This window comes from Lacrimispora brassicae, from assembly GCF_054772055.1.
In genome coordinates, this window is sequence record NZ_BRYH01000014.1 from 20,064 (window position 1) to 43,749 (window position 23,686).

Annotated in this window: 25 protein-coding genes; 3 read left to right on the top strand and 22 right to left on the bottom strand. The window is 43.3% G+C overall.

Annotated features, from left to right (window positions below; genetic code table 11):
* Positions 1 to 295: 295 nt before the first annotated feature.
* Positions 296 to 1,237: a helix-turn-helix transcriptional regulator gene (locus ACYVD3_RS08550; RefSeq protein ID WP_460642093.1), complete on the bottom strand. Its 942-nt coding sequence runs from the start codon at positions 1,235 to 1,237 to the stop codon at positions 296 to 298.
* 93 nt (positions 1,238 to 1,330) lie between these two features.
* Here ACYVD3_RS08550 and ACYVD3_RS08555 point away from each other — a divergent pair, with 93 nt between their 5' ends.
* Positions 1,331 to 1,753: a pyridoxamine 5'-phosphate oxidase family protein gene (locus ACYVD3_RS08555; RefSeq protein WP_460642094.1), complete on the top strand. Its 423-nt coding sequence runs from the start codon at positions 1,331 to 1,333 to the stop codon at positions 1,751 to 1,753.
* 209 nt (positions 1,754 to 1,962) lie between these two features.
* On the opposite strand, the gene ACYVD3_RS08560 is transcribed toward ACYVD3_RS08555, so the two are convergent.
* From ACYVD3_RS08560 to ACYVD3_RS08595, 8 genes are all read right to left on the bottom strand, one after another.
* On the bottom strand, positions 1,963 to 3,429 hold the full coding sequence (locus ACYVD3_RS08560) for a glycoside hydrolase family 1 protein (RefSeq protein ID WP_460642095.1): 1,467 nt from the start codon (positions 3,427 to 3,429) through the stop codon (positions 1,963 to 1,965).
* A gap of 57 nt (positions 3,430 to 3,486) precedes the next feature.
* Positions 3,487 to 5,370, bottom strand: a complete 1,884-nt coding sequence (locus tag ACYVD3_RS08565; RefSeq protein WP_460642096.1) for a beta-glucoside-specific PTS transporter subunit IIABC — start codon at positions 5,368 to 5,370, stop codon at positions 3,487 to 3,489.
* Positions 5,371 to 5,474: 104 nt separating this feature from the next.
* Entirely contained in the window at positions 5,475 to 6,317 is an 843-nt protein-coding gene (licT, locus tag ACYVD3_RS08570; RefSeq protein WP_460642097.1) for a BglG family transcription antiterminator LicT, read from the bottom strand.
* 466 nt (positions 6,318 to 6,783) lie between these two features.
* The gene (locus ACYVD3_RS08575; protein ID WP_460642098.1) at positions 6,784 to 7,095 is read right to left on the bottom strand and encodes a carboxymuconolactone decarboxylase family protein; all 312 of its coding nucleotides are present in this window, start codon (positions 7,093 to 7,095) and stop codon (positions 6,784 to 6,786) included.
* Positions 7,096 to 7,100: 5 nt separating this feature from the next.
* Positions 7,101 to 7,361 carry a zinc ribbon domain-containing protein gene (locus ACYVD3_RS08580; RefSeq protein WP_460642099.1) on the bottom strand — a complete coding sequence of 87 codons (261 nt, stop codon included), beginning with the start codon at positions 7,359 to 7,361 and terminating at the stop codon, positions 7,101 to 7,103.
* 15 nt (positions 7,362 to 7,376) lie between these two features.
* Positions 7,377 to 7,952, bottom strand: a complete 576-nt coding sequence (locus ACYVD3_RS08585) for a TetR/AcrR family transcriptional regulator (RefSeq protein WP_460642100.1) — start codon at positions 7,950 to 7,952, stop codon at positions 7,377 to 7,379.
* A gap of 571 nt (positions 7,953 to 8,523) precedes the next feature.
* Positions 8,524 to 9,000, bottom strand: a complete 477-nt coding sequence (locus ACYVD3_RS08590) for an HD domain-containing protein (RefSeq protein WP_460642101.1) — start codon at positions 8,998 to 9,000, stop codon at positions 8,524 to 8,526.
* A gap of 71 nt (positions 9,001 to 9,071) precedes the next feature.
* The gene (locus ACYVD3_RS08595) at positions 9,072 to 9,878 is read right to left on the bottom strand and encodes an MBL fold metallo-hydrolase (RefSeq protein WP_460642102.1); all 807 of its coding nucleotides are present in this window, start codon (positions 9,876 to 9,878) and stop codon (positions 9,072 to 9,074) included.
* 205 nt (positions 9,879 to 10,083) lie between these two features.
* Between ACYVD3_RS08595 and ACYVD3_RS08600 the strand changes: the two genes are divergently transcribed.
* Both ACYVD3_RS08600 and ACYVD3_RS08605 read left to right on the top strand, forming a co-directional pair.
* The gene (locus ACYVD3_RS08600) at positions 10,084 to 10,635 is read left to right on the top strand and encodes a MarR family winged helix-turn-helix transcriptional regulator (protein ID WP_460642103.1); all 552 of its coding nucleotides are present in this window, start codon (positions 10,084 to 10,086) and stop codon (positions 10,633 to 10,635) included.
* 16 nt (positions 10,636 to 10,651) lie between these two features.
* Complete coding sequence (locus ACYVD3_RS08605) at positions 10,652 to 11,659, top strand: serine hydrolase domain-containing protein (RefSeq protein WP_460642104.1); 1,008 nt, start codon at positions 10,652 to 10,654, stop codon at positions 11,657 to 11,659.
* Between the two features lie 127 nt (positions 11,660 to 11,786).
* On the opposite strand, the gene ACYVD3_RS08610 is transcribed toward ACYVD3_RS08605, so the two are convergent.
* From ACYVD3_RS08610 to ACYVD3_RS08670, 13 genes are all read right to left on the bottom strand, one after another.
* The gene (locus ACYVD3_RS08610; RefSeq protein WP_460642105.1) at positions 11,787 to 12,656 is read right to left on the bottom strand and encodes a nucleoside hydrolase; all 870 of its coding nucleotides are present in this window, start codon (positions 12,654 to 12,656) and stop codon (positions 11,787 to 11,789) included.
* 6 nt (positions 12,657 to 12,662) lie between these two features.
* Positions 12,663 to 13,685 carry an ABC transporter ATP-binding protein gene (locus ACYVD3_RS08615; protein WP_460642106.1) on the bottom strand — a complete coding sequence of 341 codons (1,023 nt, stop codon included), beginning with the start codon at positions 13,683 to 13,685 and terminating at the stop codon, positions 12,663 to 12,665.
* Between the two features lie 28 nt (positions 13,686 to 13,713).
* Positions 13,714 to 14,535, bottom strand: a complete 822-nt coding sequence (locus ACYVD3_RS08620) for an ABC transporter permease (RefSeq protein ID WP_460642107.1) — start codon at positions 14,533 to 14,535, stop codon at positions 13,714 to 13,716.
* A 2-nt stretch (positions 14,536 to 14,537) separates the two neighbouring features.
* On the bottom strand, positions 14,538 to 15,419 hold the full coding sequence (locus ACYVD3_RS08625; RefSeq protein WP_460642108.1) for an ABC transporter permease: 882 nt from the start codon (positions 15,417 to 15,419) through the stop codon (positions 14,538 to 14,540).
* Positions 15,419 to 16,663, bottom strand: a complete 1,245-nt coding sequence (locus ACYVD3_RS08630; RefSeq protein ID WP_460642109.1) for an ABC transporter substrate-binding protein — start codon at positions 16,661 to 16,663, stop codon at positions 15,419 to 15,421. The genes ACYVD3_RS08625 and ACYVD3_RS08630 overlap by 1 nt, the downstream gene beginning before the upstream one ends.
* Before the next feature lie 100 nt (positions 16,664 to 16,763).
* The gene (locus ACYVD3_RS08635; RefSeq protein WP_460642110.1) at positions 16,764 to 17,666 is read right to left on the bottom strand and encodes a rhodanese-like domain-containing protein; all 903 of its coding nucleotides are present in this window, start codon (positions 17,664 to 17,666) and stop codon (positions 16,764 to 16,766) included.
* A 144-nt stretch (positions 17,667 to 17,810) separates the two neighbouring features.
* Complete coding sequence (locus ACYVD3_RS08640; protein ID WP_460642111.1) at positions 17,811 to 18,815, bottom strand: phosphotransferase; 1,005 nt, start codon at positions 18,813 to 18,815, stop codon at positions 17,811 to 17,813.
* A gap of 141 nt (positions 18,816 to 18,956) precedes the next feature.
* Positions 18,957 to 20,294 carry a TIGR04283 family arsenosugar biosynthesis glycosyltransferase gene (locus ACYVD3_RS08645; protein ID WP_460642112.1) on the bottom strand — a complete coding sequence of 446 codons (1,338 nt, stop codon included), beginning with the start codon at positions 20,292 to 20,294 and terminating at the stop codon, positions 18,957 to 18,959.
* Positions 20,295 to 20,723 carry a C-GCAxxG-C-C family protein gene (locus ACYVD3_RS08650; protein ID WP_460642182.1) on the bottom strand — a complete coding sequence of 143 codons (429 nt, stop codon included), beginning with the start codon at positions 20,721 to 20,723 and terminating at the stop codon, positions 20,295 to 20,297. It abuts the gene before it with no gap.
* A gap of 26 nt (positions 20,724 to 20,749) precedes the next feature.
* On the bottom strand, positions 20,750 to 21,454 hold the full coding sequence (locus ACYVD3_RS08655; RefSeq protein WP_460642113.1) for a TVP38/TMEM64 family protein: 705 nt from the start codon (positions 21,452 to 21,454) through the stop codon (positions 20,750 to 20,752).
* Entirely contained in the window at positions 21,447 to 22,448 is a 1,002-nt protein-coding gene (locus ACYVD3_RS08660; protein ID WP_460642114.1) for a (Fe-S)-binding protein, read from the bottom strand. Before ACYVD3_RS08660 ends, ACYVD3_RS08655 begins: the two co-directional genes overlap by 8 nt.
* Entirely contained in the window at positions 22,438 to 23,118 is a 681-nt protein-coding gene (locus ACYVD3_RS08665; RefSeq protein ID WP_460642115.1) for a TVP38/TMEM64 family protein, read from the bottom strand. The genes ACYVD3_RS08660 and ACYVD3_RS08665 overlap by 11 nt, the downstream gene beginning before the upstream one ends.
* On the bottom strand, positions 23,111 to 23,542 hold the full coding sequence (locus ACYVD3_RS08670; protein WP_460642116.1) for a hypothetical protein: 432 nt from the start codon (positions 23,540 to 23,542) through the stop codon (positions 23,111 to 23,113). Before ACYVD3_RS08670 ends, ACYVD3_RS08665 begins: the two co-directional genes overlap by 8 nt.
* Positions 23,543 to 23,686 lie beyond the last annotated feature (144 nt).

Here is a 23,686-nt window from a genome sequence, read left to right on the forward strand (position 1 = left end):
CCTTTTCCTGCTTCATGCCTTTTCACTCGGCAATATGTATGGTTTTTTATAATATAAGCGCTTATGTTTAGTATTATAACACATATGTAATAATTTTACAATATATTAAAATATTTTGTTTTAAATGTAATCATATTACATTATTCCGTAAAGCAATTTGTTTTTTTAAGAAATAAAAGGGCTTATTCAGGCACCCTCCATAAGGCGGATGAAACAAAATGTTTATGGGTACTGCCGAGTAAGAGGTTTAAAAAACAAGGCAGCCGCCGATGCCTTGTTTTACTTTGTTCAACTGTTACATTGAAATGAAATGGTTTTTTATTGTATCCAACCGTTCAAGAATTAGGTTTTTCAAGTTGGTTGGCCTGATAGAGAAAATCCGTTCACCGTAGACAGCGAAATAATTGGCAATAAACGGTTCTTCCCCTTTGTTATAAAAACCTCTCACATAATATTTCCCATTTTCATAATGCAGTTCCATGGATGGGTAATGCTCTTTATAGAATAAATCAACGCCTTTTACAGAAACACCAACTTCAAAGTCAATTGCCTCCTTATCCCGAAACATTTCTTTAGAGGAAATGAGAAATTCAGAAAGCGGCTTTGCTGTATATTTATAGCAGGGCTGTACAAATTGAATTTTATCACAGCGGAACACCTGCGGCTTTTTCGTCTGGAAATTGTACGCCGTTGCATACCATTGCCCATAGGCAGAGGTAATATCAAAGAACTGAACATAATACTGCTTTTCAGTCTCTCCCTTTATATAGTGGACTTCGCACACGCTTTCATCAACCGCAAAATGCAGAATATCTTCTAAGCAGTTACATTCATTCTTGTTTTGGTAACTCCCTAAGCTAAAAATCAATTCCATTTTACGTAGTTTTTTTATTCGTTCTTCTGATATACATCCTTCGAATTTTTGCTTTAGCTTTTGGACGTTTAAATGAAAAGGTGTGGATTGATAGGCACTAAGGGTTTGCATGGAAAAATACAATGCGTCAACCTCATCAATCGTAAAGACAATGGGGGACAATAAGCGATTAGGGAGTATGCCATAATAACCGTTTCGTCCGGACCTTGAGTAAATTGGCATGCCGATTTCTTCTAATGACTGAATATCCCGAAGTGCTGTACTTTTGGAAGTAGAATATCTGTCCATTATGTTTTTGAGATTAAAAGACTTTTTATCATTTAGGTATATCATCATATCATTTAACCGTTCTGACTTTTTCATGGTTTTTTCCTTTTTCTGATTAAATGGTTTCACTAACTGACACCATTATATATTATACTGCTAACATAACAACAAATAAAGGAGAACTTAAAAATGGATACAAAACGAGAATTCACCCGGCTGATGAACACACAAACTGAAATTGCTTTGGCTACTTGTGTTGACGGCCTGCCCAGTGTGAGGATTGTAAATTTCTACTTTGACGAAGCCGCCAAAGTGATGCTCTTTTCCACTTTTGGAAACAATGAGAAAGTCAAGGAATTTGAAGGCAATAACAAGGTAGCATTTACAACCATTCCCCACGGAGGGAATGAGCATATCAGGGCAAAAGGCACAGTGCAAAAAAGCAGCCGTACCGTATTTGATGCAGCAGAAGATTTCATCAAAAAAATTCCCGACTACAAAGATACCATAGAACAGGCTGGAGATTACTTGGTTCTCTTTGAAATTTCCTTTGAATCAGCCCTTATCACCTTAGATTTTGATAACATAGAAACATACGATTTAGCTGACTGATAATGGGTATATACGTAGAAGCAATAAACCAGCGTGATGGGGCAAACCACCTCTCGCCCCAAGCAGATTGTACAGACAGAAAATTCACATCAACTTTGGCTTACCCGGTATTCTGCCGGAACTGAACACACCGGTGAACGAAAGAATGGCACAGCCTTTACGCTGTGCCATTCTTTTAAAACTTATTCAATACCGTTTTCAGAACAGTCTTACAACTCTTCTCCGTTGGTCTCTATAACCTTTTTATACCAGTAGAAGGAATCCTTTCTGGAGCGCTTTAAGGTTCCGTTCCCCTCATCATCCTGATCCACATAGATGAAACCATAACGCTTGGTCATTTCCGATGTTCCGCAGCTAATGAGATCAATGCAGCCCCAGGTAGTATATCCCATTAAATCTACGCCGTCTGTCACCGCCTCCTTCATCTGCTTAATATGTTCGCAAATGTAGTCAATCCTGTAACCATCATGAATGCTTCCATCGGCCTCTGCCTTGTCCCTGGCTCCCAATCCGTTTTCAACCAGGAAAAGGGGCTTTTTGTAACGGTCATACATTTTATTCAGGGTAATGCGAAGTCCGATGGGGTCAATGGGCCATCCCCACTCTGTTAATTTTAAATAAGGGTTCTTGATGGGACTGTCCAGTTTTCCAGCCAGTTCATTGGCATCCGGCCTGTCTTCCGTAACATGGGTCATATAATAGCTGAATGCGATGAAATCCACCGTATAATCCCTGATGATCTGAAAATCTTCCGGTTCTGTTTCCAGCTTTATGTTTCTTTCTTTAAAATACCGGGACATGTATGAGGGATATTCTCCTCTTGCCTGTACCTCCGGATAAAAGAGGTTGATCTGGTCAGCCTTTAATGCCTGTAACTGGTCCTCCGGCTTGCAGGTCTTTGCATAGGACTCGATCCGGTTGATCATACAGCCGATCTTTCCATCAGGCATGATTTCTTTTCCCGCCTTTACTGCCAGGGAACTGGCCACAAACTGGTAATGGGAAGCCTGGTAAGCCGCCTGCTCCAGATGATCCACCTTGTCCGGAAAGCTGCCTGCCCCGGTGTACAGGCTGTTTAAGTTCATATTCATTTCATTAAATGTGATCCAGTATTTCACGTCATCCTTATAGCGTTTAAAGCATGCAGTTGCAAATCGGACAAAACACTCGATCAGCTCCCGGCTCTGCCATCCGTTATATTTTTCTGACAGAGTTATGGGCAATTCATAATGGGATAATGTAATCAAAGGTTCTATGTTATACTTTTTCAGCTCGGCGATCACCTTATCATAAAAGGCAAATCCGGCTTCATTTGGTTCCGTCTCAAGTCCTGTAGGGAAAATTCTTACCCAGGAAATGGAAAACCGGAACACCTTAAATCCCATTTCTGCAAACAGTGCGATATCCTCTGCATAATGATGGTAAAAATCGATTCCCCAACGCTTGGGGAATTTATATTTTTCCTCGTGGGCACGGTATTCCTCCAGCTCCTTTGAGGTGACATTGAAGGTGAAATTATTTACTTCTCCTGTTGCATAAGGATCTTTATAAGCAGCATAATCCGATGTGGACATTCCTTTTCCATCTTCCTCATAGGCTCCCTCGATCTGGTTGGCAGCGGTTGCCCCTCCCCATAAGAAGCCATTTGGAAATCCGTATTCTACTTTTTGTTTCATGATCATTCTCCTTTTTTGATATATTGTTGAAAAAATTGCTGGCCTTTTAACGAAAGGCTATTGGAATACCATCAGAACCTGGCTGGTTCCTGCCTGGGCCTTGTCCATAGGAAGATCCAGTACATTTACATATTCATCTGAGTTTGTCACAATCATGGGGGTGATGGTATTTAAATGGTTCTCCTTAATAAATTCTAAGTCTACCTTCATCAAAAGCTCTCCCTGCTCCACCCACTGGTCTTCTTTTACCAGGATTTCAAAGCCCTTTCCCTGAAGATTTACCGTGTCAATGCCGATATGGATCACCACGTTTACGCCTTGGTCGGAAATCAGGCCGATGGCATGCTTTGTAGGTGCAATCATTTTTACCTGTCCTTTAAATGGGGCTTTCACCGTTCCCTCATCAGGTATGATTGCAATTCCTTTTCCAAGGATGCCCTCTGCAAACATTTTATCAGGAACCTGGTCAAGTCCCACTGCTTTTCCCGTCATGGGAGCGGCAACCGGTATTTTTACAATGTGCCCTTCCTGATCCTGGGTGATTATATCAGCTTCTTTCTTCTTTTCTTCTGTCTTTTCCTTTTCCTCCAGGGGAAGAATAATGGTTATGATAAAGGCAGTGAGAAAGGAAGCAAAAACACCCACACAGGCCCAGATAAAGTTGTTTAACTCTCCTTCTTTCAAATAGGTAGGCAAAGCGGTAATTCCCGGAATGCTGAAAGCATAAGCCTTAACATGAAAGATACCGTAAATGGCTCCTCCCACTGCTCCGCCTGTCAATGCGGCATAAAAGGGCTTTTTATATTTTAAGTTCACTCCATATATGGCAGGTTCCGTAATGCCGAACAAAGCGGAAAGGGCGCTGGAAAATGCAATGGATTTCATTTTCTTATCCTTAATTTTAAAGGCCGCTCCTAAAACAGCGCCGCACTGGCCCATATTACTTACAATGCTCATGGGAAGCAGTAAAATATCGTAGCCAACGCCCCCCAGCCCATCAAAGGTGGACGGGAAAAACGCATAGTGCATGCCGGTCATTACAATGACAGACATGAGCCCTCCCATGAGAAGACCGGCCACCGGTCCCGCCACTCCAAACAGGGAAATGAAAAAGGCTGCTACATATTTGCCCACATAGCTTCCCAGAGGAGCGATGAATACAAGAACCACTGGGGCTGTGATCAGAAGGGAAACCACAGGCGTTACGATCAGCTTTAAAAAGCCCGGCACAAAACGGTCTATAAATTTGTATACAATGCTCAGTAACAGGACGCCTAAAATAATAGGGATCACCGTGGAGTTATAATCCATTACAGGAATATTCAGAAACAGAAAGTTCACCGTACTGATCCCCTGCCCGCTTAAATTCACAAAGGCCGGATACATGATGATCCCTGCAAGGGTAGCAGCCAGATGCTCATTTACCCCGAATTTCTTTCCCGCTGAAAATGCTACCAGAAAGGGCAGGAAATAAAAGGTGGCATTGGAGATCATGTCTAAAACGAAATAATTTCCTGTTTCAGGGCTGAGCAGTTTAAGAAATACCAGCAGCGCCAGGATCCCCTTTATAATACCGGCCCCTGTAATAGCAGGTAATATGGGATTGAAAATTCCTGAGATCACGCCGAAAACCACGTTGACCGGATTCTCCCTTTTTTTATCCTTCTGCTTTTTTTCTCCCGAAGAAACCACTAGGTCTCCCAGCTCTTCCTTTATCCCTTCAAATACCTTTAATACCTCATTCCCGATGATCACCTGGAACTGGTCTCCCTGAAACTGGGCTCCTAAGACACCGTTTAAAGCCTGAATGGCCTCCACATCTGCCTTTTCCCTGTTTTTCAGATGAAAACGCAGCCTGGTAATGCAGTTCCATGCCTGGGTAATATTATCCTTCCCACCGCAATACCGGATAATTTCCTGAGCTAATTTTAAATGTTCCATACACAAAGTCTCCTTTTCGTTTTATTTTTAATAATAAAATAAACTTTTCTTCGCAGACAATGCCTAATTGAATAGTAACACTCTTGTTTTGACACTTGTTTTAATCACTTTTTAATGACACTTGTTATTCTTTCAATATGAAGCAGTAAATAAATGATTTCATCCTTGGAAACATCCCAGGAATATGCATCATACAGATATTTTGCAATCTTTACGGCACATTGATAGCTTTTTTTATAGCGGGTCTTTACCGTTTCCAGTAAATCCTCATCGTTTAAGCCGATGGTATCCTTCATATGAGTTTCCTGCCGGATAATAAAATACCGCAGATGTACAATAAACCTGGAGTAGTATAATGAATTTTCATCCAATACCAATTGAAAATGGTAGCTGACGATATCCAGGATCCGGCTGATGATTTCTGTTATTTTCAGGGTATCACTCATATCCTGACTTTCAAATTGTGCATTTACAAAATGAAGGGCTATAAAAGATGCTTCCTGAGGCGGCAGCTTTACCTGAAGCCGTTCCTCAATGAGCTTCACCCCCTTTACTCCGATTTCATATTCCTTTGGATACAGATGGGGAACTTCCCATTGAAGGGGATTATCCACACTCTGGCTTTTCTTCGCCCTCTCCATTGCAAAATACAGATGATCCGCCAGTACGATCAGAATGGAGGCATGAAGCTGTTTTTCCAATACCCTGGAGCCATATTGGATGATATCTTCCGTGACGGAAACAATATCCTCCGACAGATTTTGAATCATGGGAGCCAGACGTTTATTGCTGTCATTGATGAAAAGCTTGCTGACAGAAGATTCCTCCACCCGATCTCCCTTCTTCCGGCTGAATCCGATCCCGGTTCCAAACAGCACGACTTCATTATGATTCTCGTCGTAGGCAAGAACGATGTTATTATTCAGTGATTTTACAAATTCGAACATATTACACCTCCCTTCTCACTAAAATCTTTCCTTGCAAATTCATTTAAGGTAATAATAGCCAAAAAATAAAGTAAAAAAAATCATCAAACACCAATATCCTCTATTATGCGGATATTTGTATTTGATGATGCCTGATCGAATCAGTAACACTCACTATTAACTTGTCTTTACTATAACATTAATTCGTCATATTGTCAATATCATGGTTTTTAAAGTTTCTACAGACCTGCCCAGGACCTTATCCGGCAGATTAAGGACCCTGGGAATAATATAACGGCAATGAATTTTTTACTTACAGCCCCCCGGAAAAAGGAAAGATATTACCGTCATCTGCAAGTGAAATGAGGCGGTTATTTATCTGTCCATTGTATCATCTCCCTACATCTATCCTATCAGAGGGTTACGGCCCATTCCTCTCAAAAACCACAGAAAAATAAGAGGCCTGTCTTTGTATTTTTTCCGTATTTCACACTTCCTCATCAAATGCTTCCAGGGCTATGGGTAAGGCCTGGATAACCCTATTTCCAACAGCAGGTAACCCTACCAGAATACTGCTTATAATCTCTTCTCTTGTGGCTCCGTTTGATTTTGCCATTTTAACATGGAACGGCAAACCGCTGTCCAGCCGTACGGCAGCCATCACCGCAAGATAGGCAAGTTCCTCTGTCTTCTTATCCAGTGCGCTTTCCCTGTCCAGTTTTTGTACCATTTCCATCCAGGCCCTTTCCACTCCGGGAGCCTCTTTCGAAAAAGCCTGAAATGCTGTGCTTACCTTCATTAGAATCACACCTCCTTTAGAGTATTGAAAAAACCGTTCCACGCAGGGAGTTTTTTCATGCTGTTTTCGGCCAGTTGGGCCGCAGCCTTTTCATCAAATCCCTGAGTTTTGATGATATAGCGGATCATACCTGCTTTCTTTTCTTCAAATGACTGCATAGTCCCATCCGGACGGGCACAGTATACGCAATAGTCCTTACTGGTGTCACCGCCTGGAAATTCTGAAGCTTCTTTCATTGGCATACCGCAAGCAATACACATCTTCATTTTATGTCCTCCTGTTCATTTTTCAATCAATTCCAAAAAAGTTTCCGTAAGCTCTGAGCCATACCGCTCTAAAAGCGGGATATCCGGCGAAAACAAATCCTTGTTTAACAAATAATAATGGATCAGCCCCATCCATGTATTAAACAACAGGTGAACAGGAATATTCTTAATTGTGTTGTTTTCCCGTTCAAATACCTTGTTAAAGTGGTAGGCGACAATGGATTGAATATTTGAAAATGTTAATTTTGCTTCTTCCGGCAATAAACTCCTTTCAGCGATCAGCCGGATGTAAAATTTTTCGTGCCGGGCCAAAACATCCAAATGGGCTTTCAGCAACTCCTCAATATTATCTTTTGTTTCCGCTAACCGGTGGATCTCTGATCCCAAAGCATCACCAAAATCTTGTATCAGACAACACAGCAATTCATCCAATGACGAGAAATGGACGAATATTGTGCCATGAGATACGCAAGCTTCCTTTGCAATAACAGCCGTTGTAGCTGAAAACCCTTGTTCAGAATAAACCTGATAGGCTGTTTCCATTATTTTTCTTCGGGTATTCTCTTTTTGTAGCTGCCTTTTTGACTTCAAATAATGACCTCCAACTCAATGAGTGTATACTCATTATAAATTGTTTTTTATGAGCTGTCAAGACATTGTTTCCGTTTATTTTAATGCCAATTACCATTCCGGCTATGAATTCTTAATGAGTAGGCTGAATGATTCTTAAAATAATAACAGAAGAGAAAAATGAATGGAAAAATTATAGGAATATTTTTTCAAAAAAGTGCCGGCCGCATTACGATTATCTGATAATCTGATTGACCGGAAAGAAAAGCTGATTTTAGATTTGGCCATAAGAATTGAATTCAAAAACTTTACGCTTATTAATTTGCAAACAGGGCCTTTGGTGCAGATATTTTATACTGCAGGCAAATGGCCCTGTAACTTATACTGTAACTTATACTGTAAACGTATCAATGAACGCTTTTGTTCTGGAAAAGCATGTAACCATGAAGAACTGAAGTTTTTCCTTCCTAACTATTGGATACACAGTGAACCCTGGAAGTTTAAATAACAGCAGAACCTTTAAAAGTCTTTATGATAAAATCAAAGATATGAGTATCCCAACCCTGATAGCGGATGCAAAAAACAACCGGATTTACCCTTTGTCAATTCCAAATTCTGATTTTAATTTTTCAAATCTTGCTTTCTCGTGATCCATAACATCAAACAAAGGATTATATAAGCTATGCTGCAAAACATCAGCATCTTTCAGCACCTCATCAAAGGACGAATGTGTTATTTCCTTGCTGCTGTGGTTGTATATGGCGCTGCAGATAACATGGACTTCGTTTTCATCAAAATTCTTCATATCACCCAGAATTTTCCTAGCCATCAACGAGCCCTTGTGGGCATGGTCTTTTGCATCCCCGGCTGAATACGAATATATATCATGAAGCATGCCGGCGATTGTCGCTAATTCAGCATTTTCATTTCTCTTTAATGCTATCAATGCACAGGCTTGGGAGACTCCGTACAAATGCAGATAGCCGCATCTTCTTTCCCTGGTATCTGTTACTGTTAAAAGTACAGCATCAACATGTTCCCGGACTTTTTCAATTCGATTCACACGCATTCCTCCCTGTTCACTGATAAATAATATAAAAAGATAAAACCTGATTCATCTGTTCCGCCAATCTGAACTCATTATAAATCAATACTTAATCCTACGCCTACCTCTTTTACATCAACATATTTCATCATTTCAGCTTTCGCCTGCAGCGACACACAATGACAGGGATATAATGTTCCTGACAGTGTATTTTTTAAATACTGGATGGTATTACTCAAACGGCAGTCGCAGTCAAATAAATGAAAGCCGCCTAATACACCTGCAACTTTTTCACAATTGCATATTTGTTTCCCATATTCCACTATATTGCAGATCCCGCTGTGTGAACAGCCGGTGATAATAAAGATTCCTTCTTTTGTATTACATACCAGGGCAGAATCATCAAAAACAAAATCATCCACCGTTTCACCATCTATCACAGTTTTTCCTATTTTATGGCGCTTTTCATAGTCATTGAAAGCCGGCACTTCGCCTAAAAATAAACAATTATCTGAAATTCTGTATGGCGCAGTTGCAGGAACATATTGGCACATCTTTGATATTTCCTGTTCCGAATAAGGGGAACCTATATTTTCCGTTCCTTCTGATTTCGGCTGAAAACATAAAGGGTGCGCAATCAATCGGATTTTTGACAAATCAATTTCTTCTTTTAAATACATTAAGCCATTGCTATGGTCATTATGACCATGGGATAAAACAATGTTTGTGACAGAATTCAAGTCTATGTCCATGGCTTTGGCATTTTTTATAAGAATGCCGGAATACCCTGTGTCAAATAATATCTTTTTGTCATCGATTTCTATATAATAACTGACAGCAGGTTCGCCAAAATAATATTGATCAATATATGTATTGTTATCTAATAAAACCTTTATCTTCATCTTTATTTTTCACCAATCATAGATATTTTTTAGTGAATTTATTATACTGTACGATCCGCAAAACTGCAATGGCCATATAAAAGCAAATATTTCAAATCCTACGAAAAACACACTTTAAAATAGACAATACATTGACTAAATTCCAATATTCTGCTATACTAAAATTAGTCAATACATTGACTAACAAGAAATTCAGGAGGATGCTATGGAGTATTCAAAAGAAATCCATGAACTTTTTTTAATGCAGCAAGCGTATGCAACGCTTATGTCTGCCGCCAATAAACTTGAGAAACAGGCCGATAAATATTATAAGAAACTAACCTCAAGGCAGTACATGGCCATACTGGCAATTCTGCATTTACCGCCGGACGAAACAACAGTCAAAAATATAGCAAAAAAATTGGGTACTACCAAGCAAAACGCGAACCAATTGCTTACCACAGTAGAGAAAAAAGGCTATATAACTATATCAGGCAGTGACATTGATAAACGGTCTGTCAATATTAAGGTGACTGATGCCGGTTTACAGGCTATGGTGGAGAATGGGGAAATCGGTACCATCTTTATGGCGGATATTTTCAACGGATTTGACGAAAAAGAATTGGCAACATTATGGCATTTACTGAAAAAGCTCCATTGCTTTGATGGCGAAAAATTTTCAGGTTTTGAAGATGACGCAAGCCAGCGTTTAGAGGGTGATTATTCCGACTTGCAGGCAAAAGCTTTAGAGGAATTTAAGCGAAGAAGAAATCGCTGAGATAGGGGGAATTACGATGTTCCAACTGGATTCAAAAACAATGGACCTTATTAACAAAACATGCAAAGGCAAAAAGCATATCAAACTGACGGTAGGGTTTTTTAATGACGGCAACACTGCAATTAAAGTTTTTGGTGAACAAGGTGAGCTTCCTGCGGAAAGCTGCATATACGAAATTGGCTCAATAACAAAAACATTTACGGCTTCTCTTTTATCAAAGTATATTTTTGAAAATAAGATGCAATTAAACGATTCCATTCAGAAATATATTGCAGGACTGGATACAAATAACTACTACCCTACATTACGGCGGATTGCTACTCATACGGCGGGATATTCACCCACATATCCTATTAGTCAAAGGGAATATCTAAATTTGATCATTGATATGATATTGGGGAAAAATCAAGGAATAAACCCGCTGCAAATGGATTTGGACTGCATGAAAATGCTTATCCAAAAGACCCGTTTAAGGGATACAGACTATAGGTGGAACTATTCTAATTTTGGATATTCATTGCTTGGTTATGGGGCAGGTATTGTTTCTGGTAAAGGCTATTGGGATACCATGAAGGATTTTTTATCAACGGAATTTGGCTTAAGTCATACTTATTTAGGTACATATGATAATAAAAATCTGTCTGGGTTTGGCACAAAAAATCAGGAATGCGGAAATTGGCATTGGGAGAAAAGTAACCTTACAGCTCCGGCAGGAGCCATAAGCTCAACAGCAGAAGATTTGTTAACATATGCAAAGTTAAATATGTATGAAGAAAAGCCATATTTCCTGCTCTGCCACCAAAAACATTCAAATGGGCCCGGAAATTATGATATGGGACTTGGATGGTGGCTGCGGCAGAATAATAATAATATCATGGAACATGGAGGCGGAACAGGTTGCTTCAGCTCCTATTTGGCAATAGATAAGAGCAAAAAGGTCGCTTCTGTTGTATTAGCCAATTACAGGTTAGGATTTGATTCGGATAAGAAAATCGGGATTTCAGTTTTAGAACATCTTAAATGAACTGCCGCCCGCCGCTTATGGGAGCGCCGGGCGGCAAAGCCGTTTATATTACCCTTGGGGATTGTTCTATCCCCGCCATAAATCCAGCGGTAATTTAATCATTCCCAAGTGACATTGCCCCACCCCCTTAATCCATAGGAACCCCCATCCACACATCATAAATATGATCCTTATACGCCTTTTCCTCCCCAATCACCGGGAGATTGCACAGGCAGTTTCCCTCCACCGCTTCCCGCAGATACCCCTGTTTCAAGTCCTCTATAGAAACCAGCAGCGTCCTCATTTCATCCATAAACAGCTCCGGATGCATCAGATATGCCGCTGCCGTCACATCCCAGTTATAAAATCCGCCGATGCCATAATCCTCCTCATTATATCCAAACCAGTAATCCGTCTTCTCCCGGATGTATGCGGCGGCTTTGTTGTCTGAGGCGAATAAGCGTTCCTTATATTCCTCCCTTGTAAACAGCACCTTCAGGCAATGATTCCCTGTGATCACAGAAACATTTCTTCCTTTCGTAAGCACCGTATGGGCGGCAAGGGGATCACAGGAGAAATTCAGTTCATCCATCACCTTTTTTTCAAACACAAGAGGGCTTGTGATCCCTCCCATCACCACGATTTCTTTTACCTTCTCAAAAAAATGATGATCCCTTTCATACGCTCCCCAAAGATTTGTCAGGGAACCGGTTGCAAGGATGGATAATACTCCCGCATACTTATCCGCCATCTCCACAAGATAGTCTGCTGCCTCACTTTCGTATGCCCCGCATTTTTCTCCGCCCTTTTTTACCGGAATATCCTCACGTCCCAGGTCCTTTAACATTTTTCGGTTGATGCTGTATACAACATCCAATTGATTATTCCCATAGGTCGCCGTGATTCCCTGCAGTTTTGCCTCAGGACAGCCAAGAAGATACATCAGCGCAAGCCCATCATCCACATCACAGCCCTTTACCCCAAATGTATTGTCACAGTCAAATACCACATGCTTCATCTGATTTTACACTCCCCTCCGAAAACAGGTCACTCCGTTTTCCTCTATGAAAATACCGGCATGGTCCCCTTCTTCCAGTCCCAGCCGTTCCAGCTCATGACTCATAACGTGGCTCAAGATCATGCCATCCGGTACCTCTAACTTCACTTCCGCCATCTCTCCCATAAATGTGATGCCTGAAACCCTATAGGCTCCCTCCCTTTCAAGCTTCACGGAGAACGGCCTTATCATTGCCTCATAATCCCCGTCTTCCTGCTGTGCACTCATCTCAAACAGACTGCTGTAGAACCTGTTATTTTCCATGCTCCCTTTTACATAGTTCACTCTGCCAAAATATTCCGCCACCTCTCTGGAAACCGGGTGCCGGAACATATTCCTTGGGGTGTCATACTGCAAAATCTGTCCCTGACTCATCAGGGCGATCCTGTCTGAAAGCTGCAGCGCTTCTCTTTTTTCATGAGTCACAAGAATCGTGGTAATCTTCCGCTCCCGGTGAAGCTTTTTCACAAGATTCCCCATTTCCAGCCTCAGGCATTCATCCAGTCCTGAAAAGGGTTCATCCAAAAGCAATACTCTGGGATTTGCAGCAAGAGCCCGGGCCAGGGCCACCCTCTGCATCTGCCCCCCGGACATTTCTTTTATCTTGCGGTTCTCAAAGCCAGAAAGCTGTACTTCTTCCAGAAGCTTCTTCACTTTTTCCTTCCGGATATTTTTCGGCACTTTTTGTATCTCCATGGGAAAGGCAATATTCCTTTCCACGGTCATGTGAGGGAACAGCCTTAAATCCTGGAATACGATGACCATCCCTCTCTTCTCAGGAGGGACTCCCACAACCGATGCATTCTGGATCAGGATATCCCCCTGCCGGATTTCCAGAAGTCCTGCTATGCTTTTTAAAAGCGTTGTCTTCCCGCACCCGGAAGGTCCCAGAAGGGAGGTGAATTCTCCTTCCTGTATTCCAAGGGTAATCCCATGAAGAATCTCTTTCTTCTGCAGAACTACTTTCAAATTTTCAACCGTCAGGCTCATGGTTTCTCTCATCCTTTTCTTGGGTATTTCATTCCGATGTATAAAATCCGCCGCCGCCATTCTTCAGCCAATGACCAGCCCCATATTCAAACGCCGCAAATATCAGAAGCGTCACTCCCAGAAACAAGGCGCTGTATATACAGGCAATGTTTCTATTCCCGCTTTGCAGATAGGGTACCATAAGGATCGTAAAGGTCTTTACACTCCCACCACCGATCATCAAGGTGAGAAAATACTGGCTGAATGAGACAATATATGACATGCTTACTGCGGAGAGGATCACAGGTGCCAGCACCGGCAGAGACGTTTTGTAAAATGCCTGGAAGGGAGATGCCCCCAGGACTCTGGCCTGTTCCTCCAGCCGGTTTCCCACCGCCATGGTCCCATCCATAATAAGGTGGACCCCATAAGGAAGGGAACAGACCAGGTGGGCAATGATGACCCCTGCAATCCTGTTGTTCAGTCCTATTTTAATAAACGTAATCTGTATCCCCATTGCAAATACAGTAGCAGGAACCATAAAGGGGAGTATGGTAAAAAAATATATCAACTGTTTCCCAGGGAAGCGGTACAACAGGATTGCTCTCGCCGTCATAATGCCGATCACCCCAGATAAAGCCGCTACAACCGTGGAAATCAGTATGCTGGACCCTATGATCCGTAAAAGTTCCTTTTTTCTTCCTGCAATTTCTAAAAGTGCTCTTTTTGAAAACATCTGTGGCACCAGATCCGGCCATGCCCATCTCTCCGTAAAAATCCATAGAAACAAAGTGGCTGCCGGAATAAGAATGGCAGCAATCAACACAAGCAGTGTAAGTTCCGTAACGATTGGCTCTCTTTTTTTCTTCATGGCTATTCTTCATCCGTTAAATATTTCACATTTTTTCTCTCAACCTTCTTCATCATCAAACAATATACAAGTGCGCTCATCAGGGAAATTACAATAATAATTCCATTTAAAGCCATGGCATAGGGGCGGTTTCTCAGATCCGGATGGATATACTCCTGATAGGCAAGGACCGGCAAAGCTTTGGGAATCGTGGCTCCCAGAAGAAGGGGAAGCTCATAGGCTCCAAGGGCAAATACAAAAATGATCAGAAAACCGCTTATAATCGTATTTCTGCACAAGGGCAGTGTCACCCTTAAGAATACGGTCCACCTTTTTGCTCCCAGGTTTGTGGCTGCTTCCCCCAGGCTTCCGTTAATATTTGCCATCAGCGCAATGACAAAATAAATAATAAAGGGGATTTCTTTCCACAGATATGCCATAATGATCCCCACTCCATGGGGATCATAGATGAGCATGGGAAACTGCCGCTGCTCCTGTATCATGCCCAGGGCATATGCTACCCTGGCCAGGATTCCATTCCGGGAAAAAATATTAATCATAAAAAGCGCCGTTACAACATGAGGAACGATAATAGGAAGCTGGATGATGCGCACCACCACTCCCCTGGTTTTCTTCCCCATGACGCAAACACCGCAAAAAAATACGCCCCCAACCGTCGCAAGCACCGCTGAAATCAGTGCGATCCTAAGACTGTACACCACCGATTGAAGCATATCCGGCCTTGACAGAATCTCCTTATAATAAAAAAATGTTGGCTTCTTTAACCCAAAAGCTGGAATTACCCCTAAGCTTTGGGTAATTCCAGTGATTAGTCCAATCATAAATAAAATGGAAAGCAATATTTGGGGAGCCAAAAGTAAATATGGCATCAGCTTTTCTTTCATTATTTTCCTGCCACTTCTTCCGCCCATATTTCTTCAATGACCGGAACCAGCTCTGCGGGCATTTCCGGAAGACGTTTTGACAGCAATTCATCCTGGGGAATGGTTCCTTTTCCAAGGTCCACTTTATCAAATGCAGCTTTCTGTTCCCCAGAAAGCTTTGAGTTGTCAAGCACAGGAATGATCTTCATGGTGTCATAGCGGTCAGCCTGGATCTCCGGTGACAGCATTTCATTGATTGCCACCATTGCCCCTGCCTTATTCCCGGAATTTGCCGCAATGGCCATAAAGTTGGTATTTCCTATGGTGCCTTTGTCAAACTGGAAAGACTGGGTTGTCTGGGTATATGCTCCGTCCGCTATTTTGACAGCAGTTCCATAAGCGTCATATGTCATATTCAGAACTACTTCTCCGTCTGCAAACATATTGTCCAGGGTTGTTGAGGAATCCGGGAAAGTTTTTCCTTCATTCCACAGGTATTGATTTAACTCCCTTAAATATGCCATTGCAGGTTCTACGGCAGCTCTCACCGTCTCCTTATCCCCCTTCATATCCAAAAACTGCTCATATCCGCAGATTTCATAGATAATATTTCTGACAAATGCGCTTCCTGTAAAATCCGGAAGGGCCGGATAGGTCACCTTTCCAGGATACTTCTGGACAAACGCCTTTAAGGCTTCGGCGCTTTTTGGAATATCCGGGGTCACCAGCCTATCCGCAATCATTACGATCTGCGCTTTTCCATAAGGAGCTTCAAATCCCTCAATGGGATATGCAAAATCAAGTGTCACGTCTTCTGACTTTGAATCCACATATTCCTGGAAATTGGGGAGTTTATCCGCGAATGGTCCGTACAGCATATGGTTTTCCTTTGCAGACCGGAAGTTTTCTCCGTTGATCCAGATCATATCGATCCTTCCGTCCTTTTCTCCCGCCTGGATTTCTCCCGATAACTGGCTTAACACCTGGTCAATATCCATGGGAACACGTTCCATGGTAATATCATATTTTTCCTTCATTACCGGTGCAAAGGTATTGTCCAGCCAATCATTCAGCTTCTCATCCCCGCCCCAGCCATAAAATGTAACGGCAGTGCCCTTTGCCTCCTCCTTCAGCTTGTCAAAGGACATCTCTTCCGTTTCTGAAGCCTGCTTTTTCTCTTCCTGCGGTTTTTCATTGTTCCCGCAGGCTGTCATGGAAAGAGCTATTACCGCCGCCAGAAGCGCTGCCGAAATTCTTTTTTTCATCTCTTCTCTCCGTCTCTTACTGTTTTCCTGCTGCCGGCTGATCATTCATTACAGTTCAGCCATGTCAGACAAATATTTCTCCATGGCTGAACTGTAACAATCATTTTACAAATGCCGCCTGAACCTCACCGTCTTTTGCCCCGTTTTCAATAATAAACAGATTCTTCTCGTCAAATCCTGCATCCTTTAATACGGAAATGGCTGTTTTGGCGCATTTATTTCCGCTGTAGCATAAGAAATATACCGGTTCTTCTTTATTAAGCTTCTCTGATGCCAACTGGTACATTGCTGTCTGTGCATCGGCGCTTTCAAAATCCTTTAAATTGATCTGAAGAGAATTTTCTAAATGGCCTCCTGCATATGTATCGTCATCACGCACATCCACGATCTGCGCATCTTTCTTTCCAAGCACATCTGCCGATTTTGCATACTGCCAGTCTATACTTTCTTCTGCACGGTTTGTTATCAGGGCGCCTTTTTCTTTTGCCAGGGCTTTTGCTCCCCCTTCAACCGTATAGATAAGGCCTGGATCGATCCCAGCTTCTTCCAACACCTTTGTAGACTTCTGGGCCCCTCTTTGTCCGCTGTTGCAGATAATATAGATTTTCTCTCCGTCTTTTAAGCTTTCTTCCGCATATGATTTCATCTCATCTGCCAGGGATTCGTCTTCCAGCGGGAAGATCGGACACCATTCTGAATTGGCAACTCTTCCTGCTCCGTAGTTTGACCACTCCCTTACATCAAGGACATGTGTTTTTCCGTCAGCCGCTGCTTTTACCGCATCTCCGGCTGATACAAACTGGTATTCTTCTTTCGCTGTGTTTTCTGCCACTGATGTGCTTTCTGCTATTGCTGTACTTTCCCCTGTTGCTGTGCTTTCTGCTGCTGTGCTTTCCACTGCCGTTGTTTCTTTCTTCTCTGCCCCATTTCCGGAGCTGCATCCTGCAATCATGGATACCGTCATTGCTGACATTAAAACTGCTGCTAAAAACTTCTTTTTCATATTTATTTCCTCCTTGGTTTTCCGGCGCCCGTATATCGTTTTAGCGCCGCGTCATGGTGATTATAAAGGTTACTCCCGCTTCATTCAAGGAGAACCGTCATGATTACCTATTCATTTATCCCATATATCTATAGATACTTTCTATCAACCAATAAATCCTGCTATTTTATCCAAAAATTCATGGCTTAAATACGCCTCCAGCTTACGGACTGTGGATTCATTGATTATTTCTTTGTCCGGCTGCTGATATTCCACCCAGGCCATTGCACACCAGGTGATTCCCCGCAGGCATGTAATGGGAATATACGCCCTGGTCCGTTCTTTCAGCCCCTCAATATCAAATCTCCCTGCCGTCTTTTTAATATACGCATCTAAAAACTTCTCCATCTGTTGGTTTTCCAGAATCACATCCGTCTTCCAGAAGGTGGTGGTTGGCGCAAGAAAATGTCCCAGATCCTGTGCCGGATCACCGTAAATCGGCTTCTCCCAGTCAATCAGGTAATTTCCTTTTCCTTCCCCGTTAATAAGGAAATTCGTAGAATTCAGTTCAGTATTGATGCAGCACCGGTAAACTGTTTTTGGCAAGCTGTCTGCCCTGGGAAAGCCTCTGTCCAGCATCCTGCGCATCTTTCTCTTCTTCCTCTTGTCCCCAAGAGCGGACGATTCATACGTCCGGAACATTTCCTCACATTCTTCTAAGATTGCTTTTAAAGGATTATCCGGTGCCACCAGGGGAGGCTCCCTTCCAACGGGAATGCTGTGTATATCCGCCAGGCAGTCCGCCGCATAAAGCAGTTCTTTTTCATAGTCCAATGCATGTCCCGGAAGATACTCCATCACCATTACCCCACAGGGAATCTTCTCCTTTGTTCCATCCACATATAAGGCCCTTGGTGTGCGCCCCGAATCCTTTAACAGCTTCAATGCATTGAATTCATATTCAATCTGGTCTTCCAGATGCATCTGGCTTCCGAAATTCACCCGCAGAATAAGCTTCTTCCCTGTCACCGGGTGAAGAAACAGGTAGTTTCTGTTATACTCTCCCTGGGCCAGCATCCGGTACTCTTCAGTAACCTTCTCTGGAAGCCCCAGACGTTCCCGGTATCCCCTCCATTTGACATATTCTCTTAATCCCTGTACCTGATCCATATTTACCTCCTGGATAAATCACGCGGATATGCAGGCATATCCAGTTGACGCCCCATGAAGCGGGGCGCACTGTGCCCGGTAAAGCAGGGCACGCTGTTCACAAACTCAAGGTTAAAAGGCGTTTTTCTTTCAACCTTCCCCCTATCTGATATCCCGGTACAAATCCGAAATCCTTTCTATGGGAACCCCTTCCCGGTACATTTTTCGAAGCCGGTTCATTTTCCACATAAGCCTCAGTTTCGGTATGGTCCCTTTGGGAAATCGCCTGTCCGATGTATAGATTCTTCTCCCAGCCATCCCAAGCTTCACCCGCATTTCCTTTAATGTCAGGGAAAACTGATAATCCTCCATGATGGGAATCTCAGGAAACATTCCGGCTTCAAAAAACAGCTCCCGGTCCACAAAAATTCCCTGATCTCCAAACATGATCTTCCGGTCCTTAATTCTGTGGTTGGAAATCACCCTGCATGTGAACATGAAAAAATTCCGGGAGTGAAATGCAATCCCAAAGCAGCCTGCCCGGTGATCCCTCATCACTCTTCTGATCTCCGCCAGAGGCTTTGGAGGAAGCTGGCTGTCGCAGTGGAGGAAAAACAGAATATCTCCGCAGCTTGCTTTTGCTCCTGCATTCATCTGTCTTCCTCTTCCTTTTTCACTATGGACCACAGGATAACCTGGTTTAATTAATTCCAGTGTCCGGTCAGTGCTTCCTCCGTCCACAAACAATATTTCACATTTCCCCTGCAACGCCTTTAACTGCTCCTGAAGCTTTACAATTCCTTTTTCTTCATTATAAATAGGGATAATGATTGAAACAGGGGTGATTCCTGCAGCATAACGCCCGGTTTCCGTCCGCTTCAATTCTTTGCCGACGCCCATCCGTTTCCGGTACTCTTTTACGTCCGATGGAGTGTCCATATCCCACAGCTTCTTTGTATAGCCCACCGTAATTCCAGCCCGGAAAAGTGCCTTTATGGTATCCTCCAGGACAGCTCCATGCCCATATTGGTCAAGGCCAAAGGCTTCTTGCCGGGCTTTCTTCATCCCTATGAGATAATATCCTCCGTCATAGGTTTTCCCGAACACCACATCCTGAGTTTTAAGTACTTCAAATGCCCTCTTAAGATCACCGGACCGCAGCTCCGGCACATCGGTGCCAATCAGGAGGCATTTCTCATATCCTCTGGAAAACACCTCTTCAAAGGCCCGGTACATCCGTTCCCCCAGATGTTCCCCCCGCTGTGGAAAATACCCTTTTTGCTTTCCCAGTATTTTCTCCAGAAGCCGTTTGGGCATGTCACCCTCCGGGGTATGACAGACAAATATATCCGCCCTGCATTTTTCACATTCTTTTCCAATGTCTTTTAAAAAACAAATATGAAGCTTTGCACATTGCCCTGGAGTAAGACAGGGCATCATTCTGGTCTTGGTCTTTCCCGGCATGGGCACTCTTGTAAATATGATAATCGCCTGTTTCATTTATAAGATCTTTCCTAAAATTTCTATGGTATCTTCCACAACCTTGGGGCAGAACTGCAAAAGCAGCCCTTTCTCCATCACCTTTTCCAGTTCTTCTTTCCTGGAAATATCATGCCCCAGCAGATCACGGCAGATACAGGAAGGATATTTCTCCCCAAACAGCTTCTTAAATTCCCTGGTTTTTTCCATCATCACCTGCTTTTGCCCGGAATCTCCCTCCTGGCTGTGTCCGTACTTCATTCCAAGCACCATCAAAGCCCCTGTGACAGCACCGCATGTCTCCCCGCAATGCATGCCCCCGCCAAAGCAGGAGGAAACCTTTCTGAGAAACTTCTTATCCACCCCTAATTCCTCCGCAAACGCCCCTGCCACCACCTGAGAGCAGTCAATTCCCTGGAGGAATAACTCCCGGATCTCTTCAAAGGGAATCTGTTGTCTTTCGCAAGTAGCCATTCTTACTTTTCTCCTTTTTTCATTTGTTTTTCCACGTATATTTTTCTTGCCATTACCATCAGCGCCGGCAATGCAAACAGCATCATAAGACCTGTTACAAATAATTTTGCGCCTCCTGTCAGCATTCCTCCCACATAAGAATAAACAATGGTCGCCGGAAGCTGCCCGATTCCGGTTGCCAGAAAGAAGGAACCAAAGGACATGGAAGTAAGTCCCGCCCCATAACTAACAAGGTCAAAGGATACAAAGGGCAAAAGGCGGCATACCAAAACCGTGCTTTTTCCGTATTTTTCAAAGAAGGCATCCACCTGCCTTAATCCCGCCTTACTTGTGAGTTTTTCTGCCCCATCCCTTCCCAGAACCCTTGCGATAAAAAAGCACAGCGCCGCTCCCGCCATGGCGCTTGTCCACGAGAGAATGGCTCCCTGCCACCACCCGAACAGATTGGCATTTGCAAAGGTAATGAGAAAGGCTGGCAAAGGAGCTGCTATTGACTGGAAGATCATAAGTCCAAAGGATATGACTGCCGCATACGCCCCCCAGGACCCTATAAAATCCTTTACCACTCCAAAATCTCCGCTTGCAAACATTTTAACTACCTGATTCATGGTTTCTCTTACTGATGGGATCCCATAATAACTTGCGGCCGCCGCCCCAAGTCCTGAAATCAACACGAACTTTTTAATCCATTTACTTTTTTCAGCCATTATTTTTCTCTCTCCGGTATTTCGTCTTTATGCGGTTTACCACAGACCAGCCTGTGTCCGGCCGCTCATTTCTCTCTAATATTTCTAAAAGAATATGCTTTGTATCCTTGTATCCCATTCTTACAAAATTCCCGGAACAGGAAGCACAGTATGTGTAAATGGTTTCCCTTTTCTCCTGTCCCATGGAGCAAATCATCTGTTTTGCCAGATCTTTTTCTTTGCTCCCGGCACAGCCTCCAAGCCCGCAGCACTGCACATGGGAAATCATTTCCGGTTCTTCCTTCAGGAATGCTTGTATGGTGCCCAGCAGCTCCTTGCTTTCCCTGTCCGGACAAGGCGGAAATATGGTAAGCCTTCCCTCAATTAACCTTCCGATGCCAAGCTCCAAGAGTTTTTCATATATGTCCACTACCTTCACCTTCAGGCGGGGCTTTAAAAAAGCATAGCAGTTTGGACAGAGGGTGATCACTTCCTCCACACCGTTTTTCCTTAGCTTTCTCTCCAGCCCTTCTATAATCAGTTCTTCCTGCTTCTCCATTCCCAGCTCTGCAATGGGCTTTCCGCAGCAGTCAAATACGGTCCCGGCGCCTGCTTTCTCCTGGAACAGCTCCATCAGGTACCTGGTTGTCCGGGGATAAAAAGCGGGAAAATTACATCCAGGAAAAAGTACGCTTTTCTTCCCTCCATGACTGTAGTTCTGAAATAAATAGTTCTGTTTTTCCCTTACAAGCAACCCATAGCCTTTTTCACGAAGCTTTCCGTCATTGCTCCTCACCTGCTCCTTACGCATCCCTAACACGATTTCTCTTCCGTCGATTCCCTTGGGACAGACCTGTGAACATTTGCCGCACAAAAAGCAGTGATATGAAAGCTCCTCCAGCTTTTCCCTATCTCCCACATCCATTTTATATTTTTCCAGAAAGAGACAGTGCTGTTGGCATATATGGCAGTGAACGCATTCATCCGGATCCATGATTCTCCGCTTATGTTCCATCCTGGTCCTCCTGTATGTATCTCTTCTTCAGGAATATTCCCATTCCCATTACTCCAATTGCCAATACCGCCGCAATGCCCATATACACCATACGGTTTTCCTTGTCCGCAAGTCCTGCCGTTCCAACCGTATACATGGCAGTCCCCGGCAGCATGAAAACCAGAGAACCCACCATGTAGGTGCTGAATTTAATATCCGTAATTCCATAGGCAAAGTTTTGAAGATTATAGGGAAATACCGGAACAAGCCTTGTAATGATAAGGACAAACAATTCGTTTTTTCCCGAACTGTCAAACAACCATTTGTTCAGATATTTGTTCTTTATTACCATTGGCCTGATGGTGTCTTTTAAAAAGAACCGTCCTGCTGCAAATGCTAGGGCCGCTCCTATTGTAGTTGCTGCGGAACAGCATACCGTTCCCAGCAACGGCCCGAACAAAAGACCGGCAAAAATTGCAAAGGTGACACCAGGAAGGGCCAGAAAGGCACAGCCTGCAATGGTGAGCAGCATATAAATTGCAATGGCATAAGGGAGATTATTCTCTACCGCCTGCTTTAAAAAAGCCAGATTATCCATATTCCTGATATAGGAAGACCAGCCAAAGATATGATTAAAGCATAGAACCACAAAGGTGATTCCTGCAAACACCCACATTTTTTTATTATTCATCCTTTTTCTTTCCCCACATCACAAGTGCCGCTCCCGTTTTTATGATCTGGAGCAGTGCTGCCGCCCCAAGCATCAGGCTGATAAAATAGTATGCTCTCATCGTCTCTGTGGAGCTGATACAGGTATAAGCTCCATACAGCGGTGTGAGAATAACCATTGTAAAATGCATGGCAGCGGTCAGCCTCCCCTTCTGTTTCCGGCGGATAATCAGCACTGCCAAAAGCAAAAGCGTCAATGCCGTTAAAACTGCCACCGACGTGTATTTCAATATTTCCATGGGAAGCGTCCGCTCCCAGCCTTGATTTTTATAAATCACATATCTTGCCATCCCCATTTTTTTTCGGGTAAAATAGTGGATGATATATGCGCCGGCTAAAAAAAGTATTTCCACAAGGGTCACAATAAAATATCCGATTTTTTTCATTTTCCCATCTTCCCATGTTAAAACGAGACGAAACACGCTCTGGGAGTTTCCCTCGTTGCCGCTGTGGCCGCCGACTGAACGTACAAGCATGTCCGGCCTGGCTCGTCACTTGCACAAATAAGCGCTGCCGCTTCCGCGTCCAGC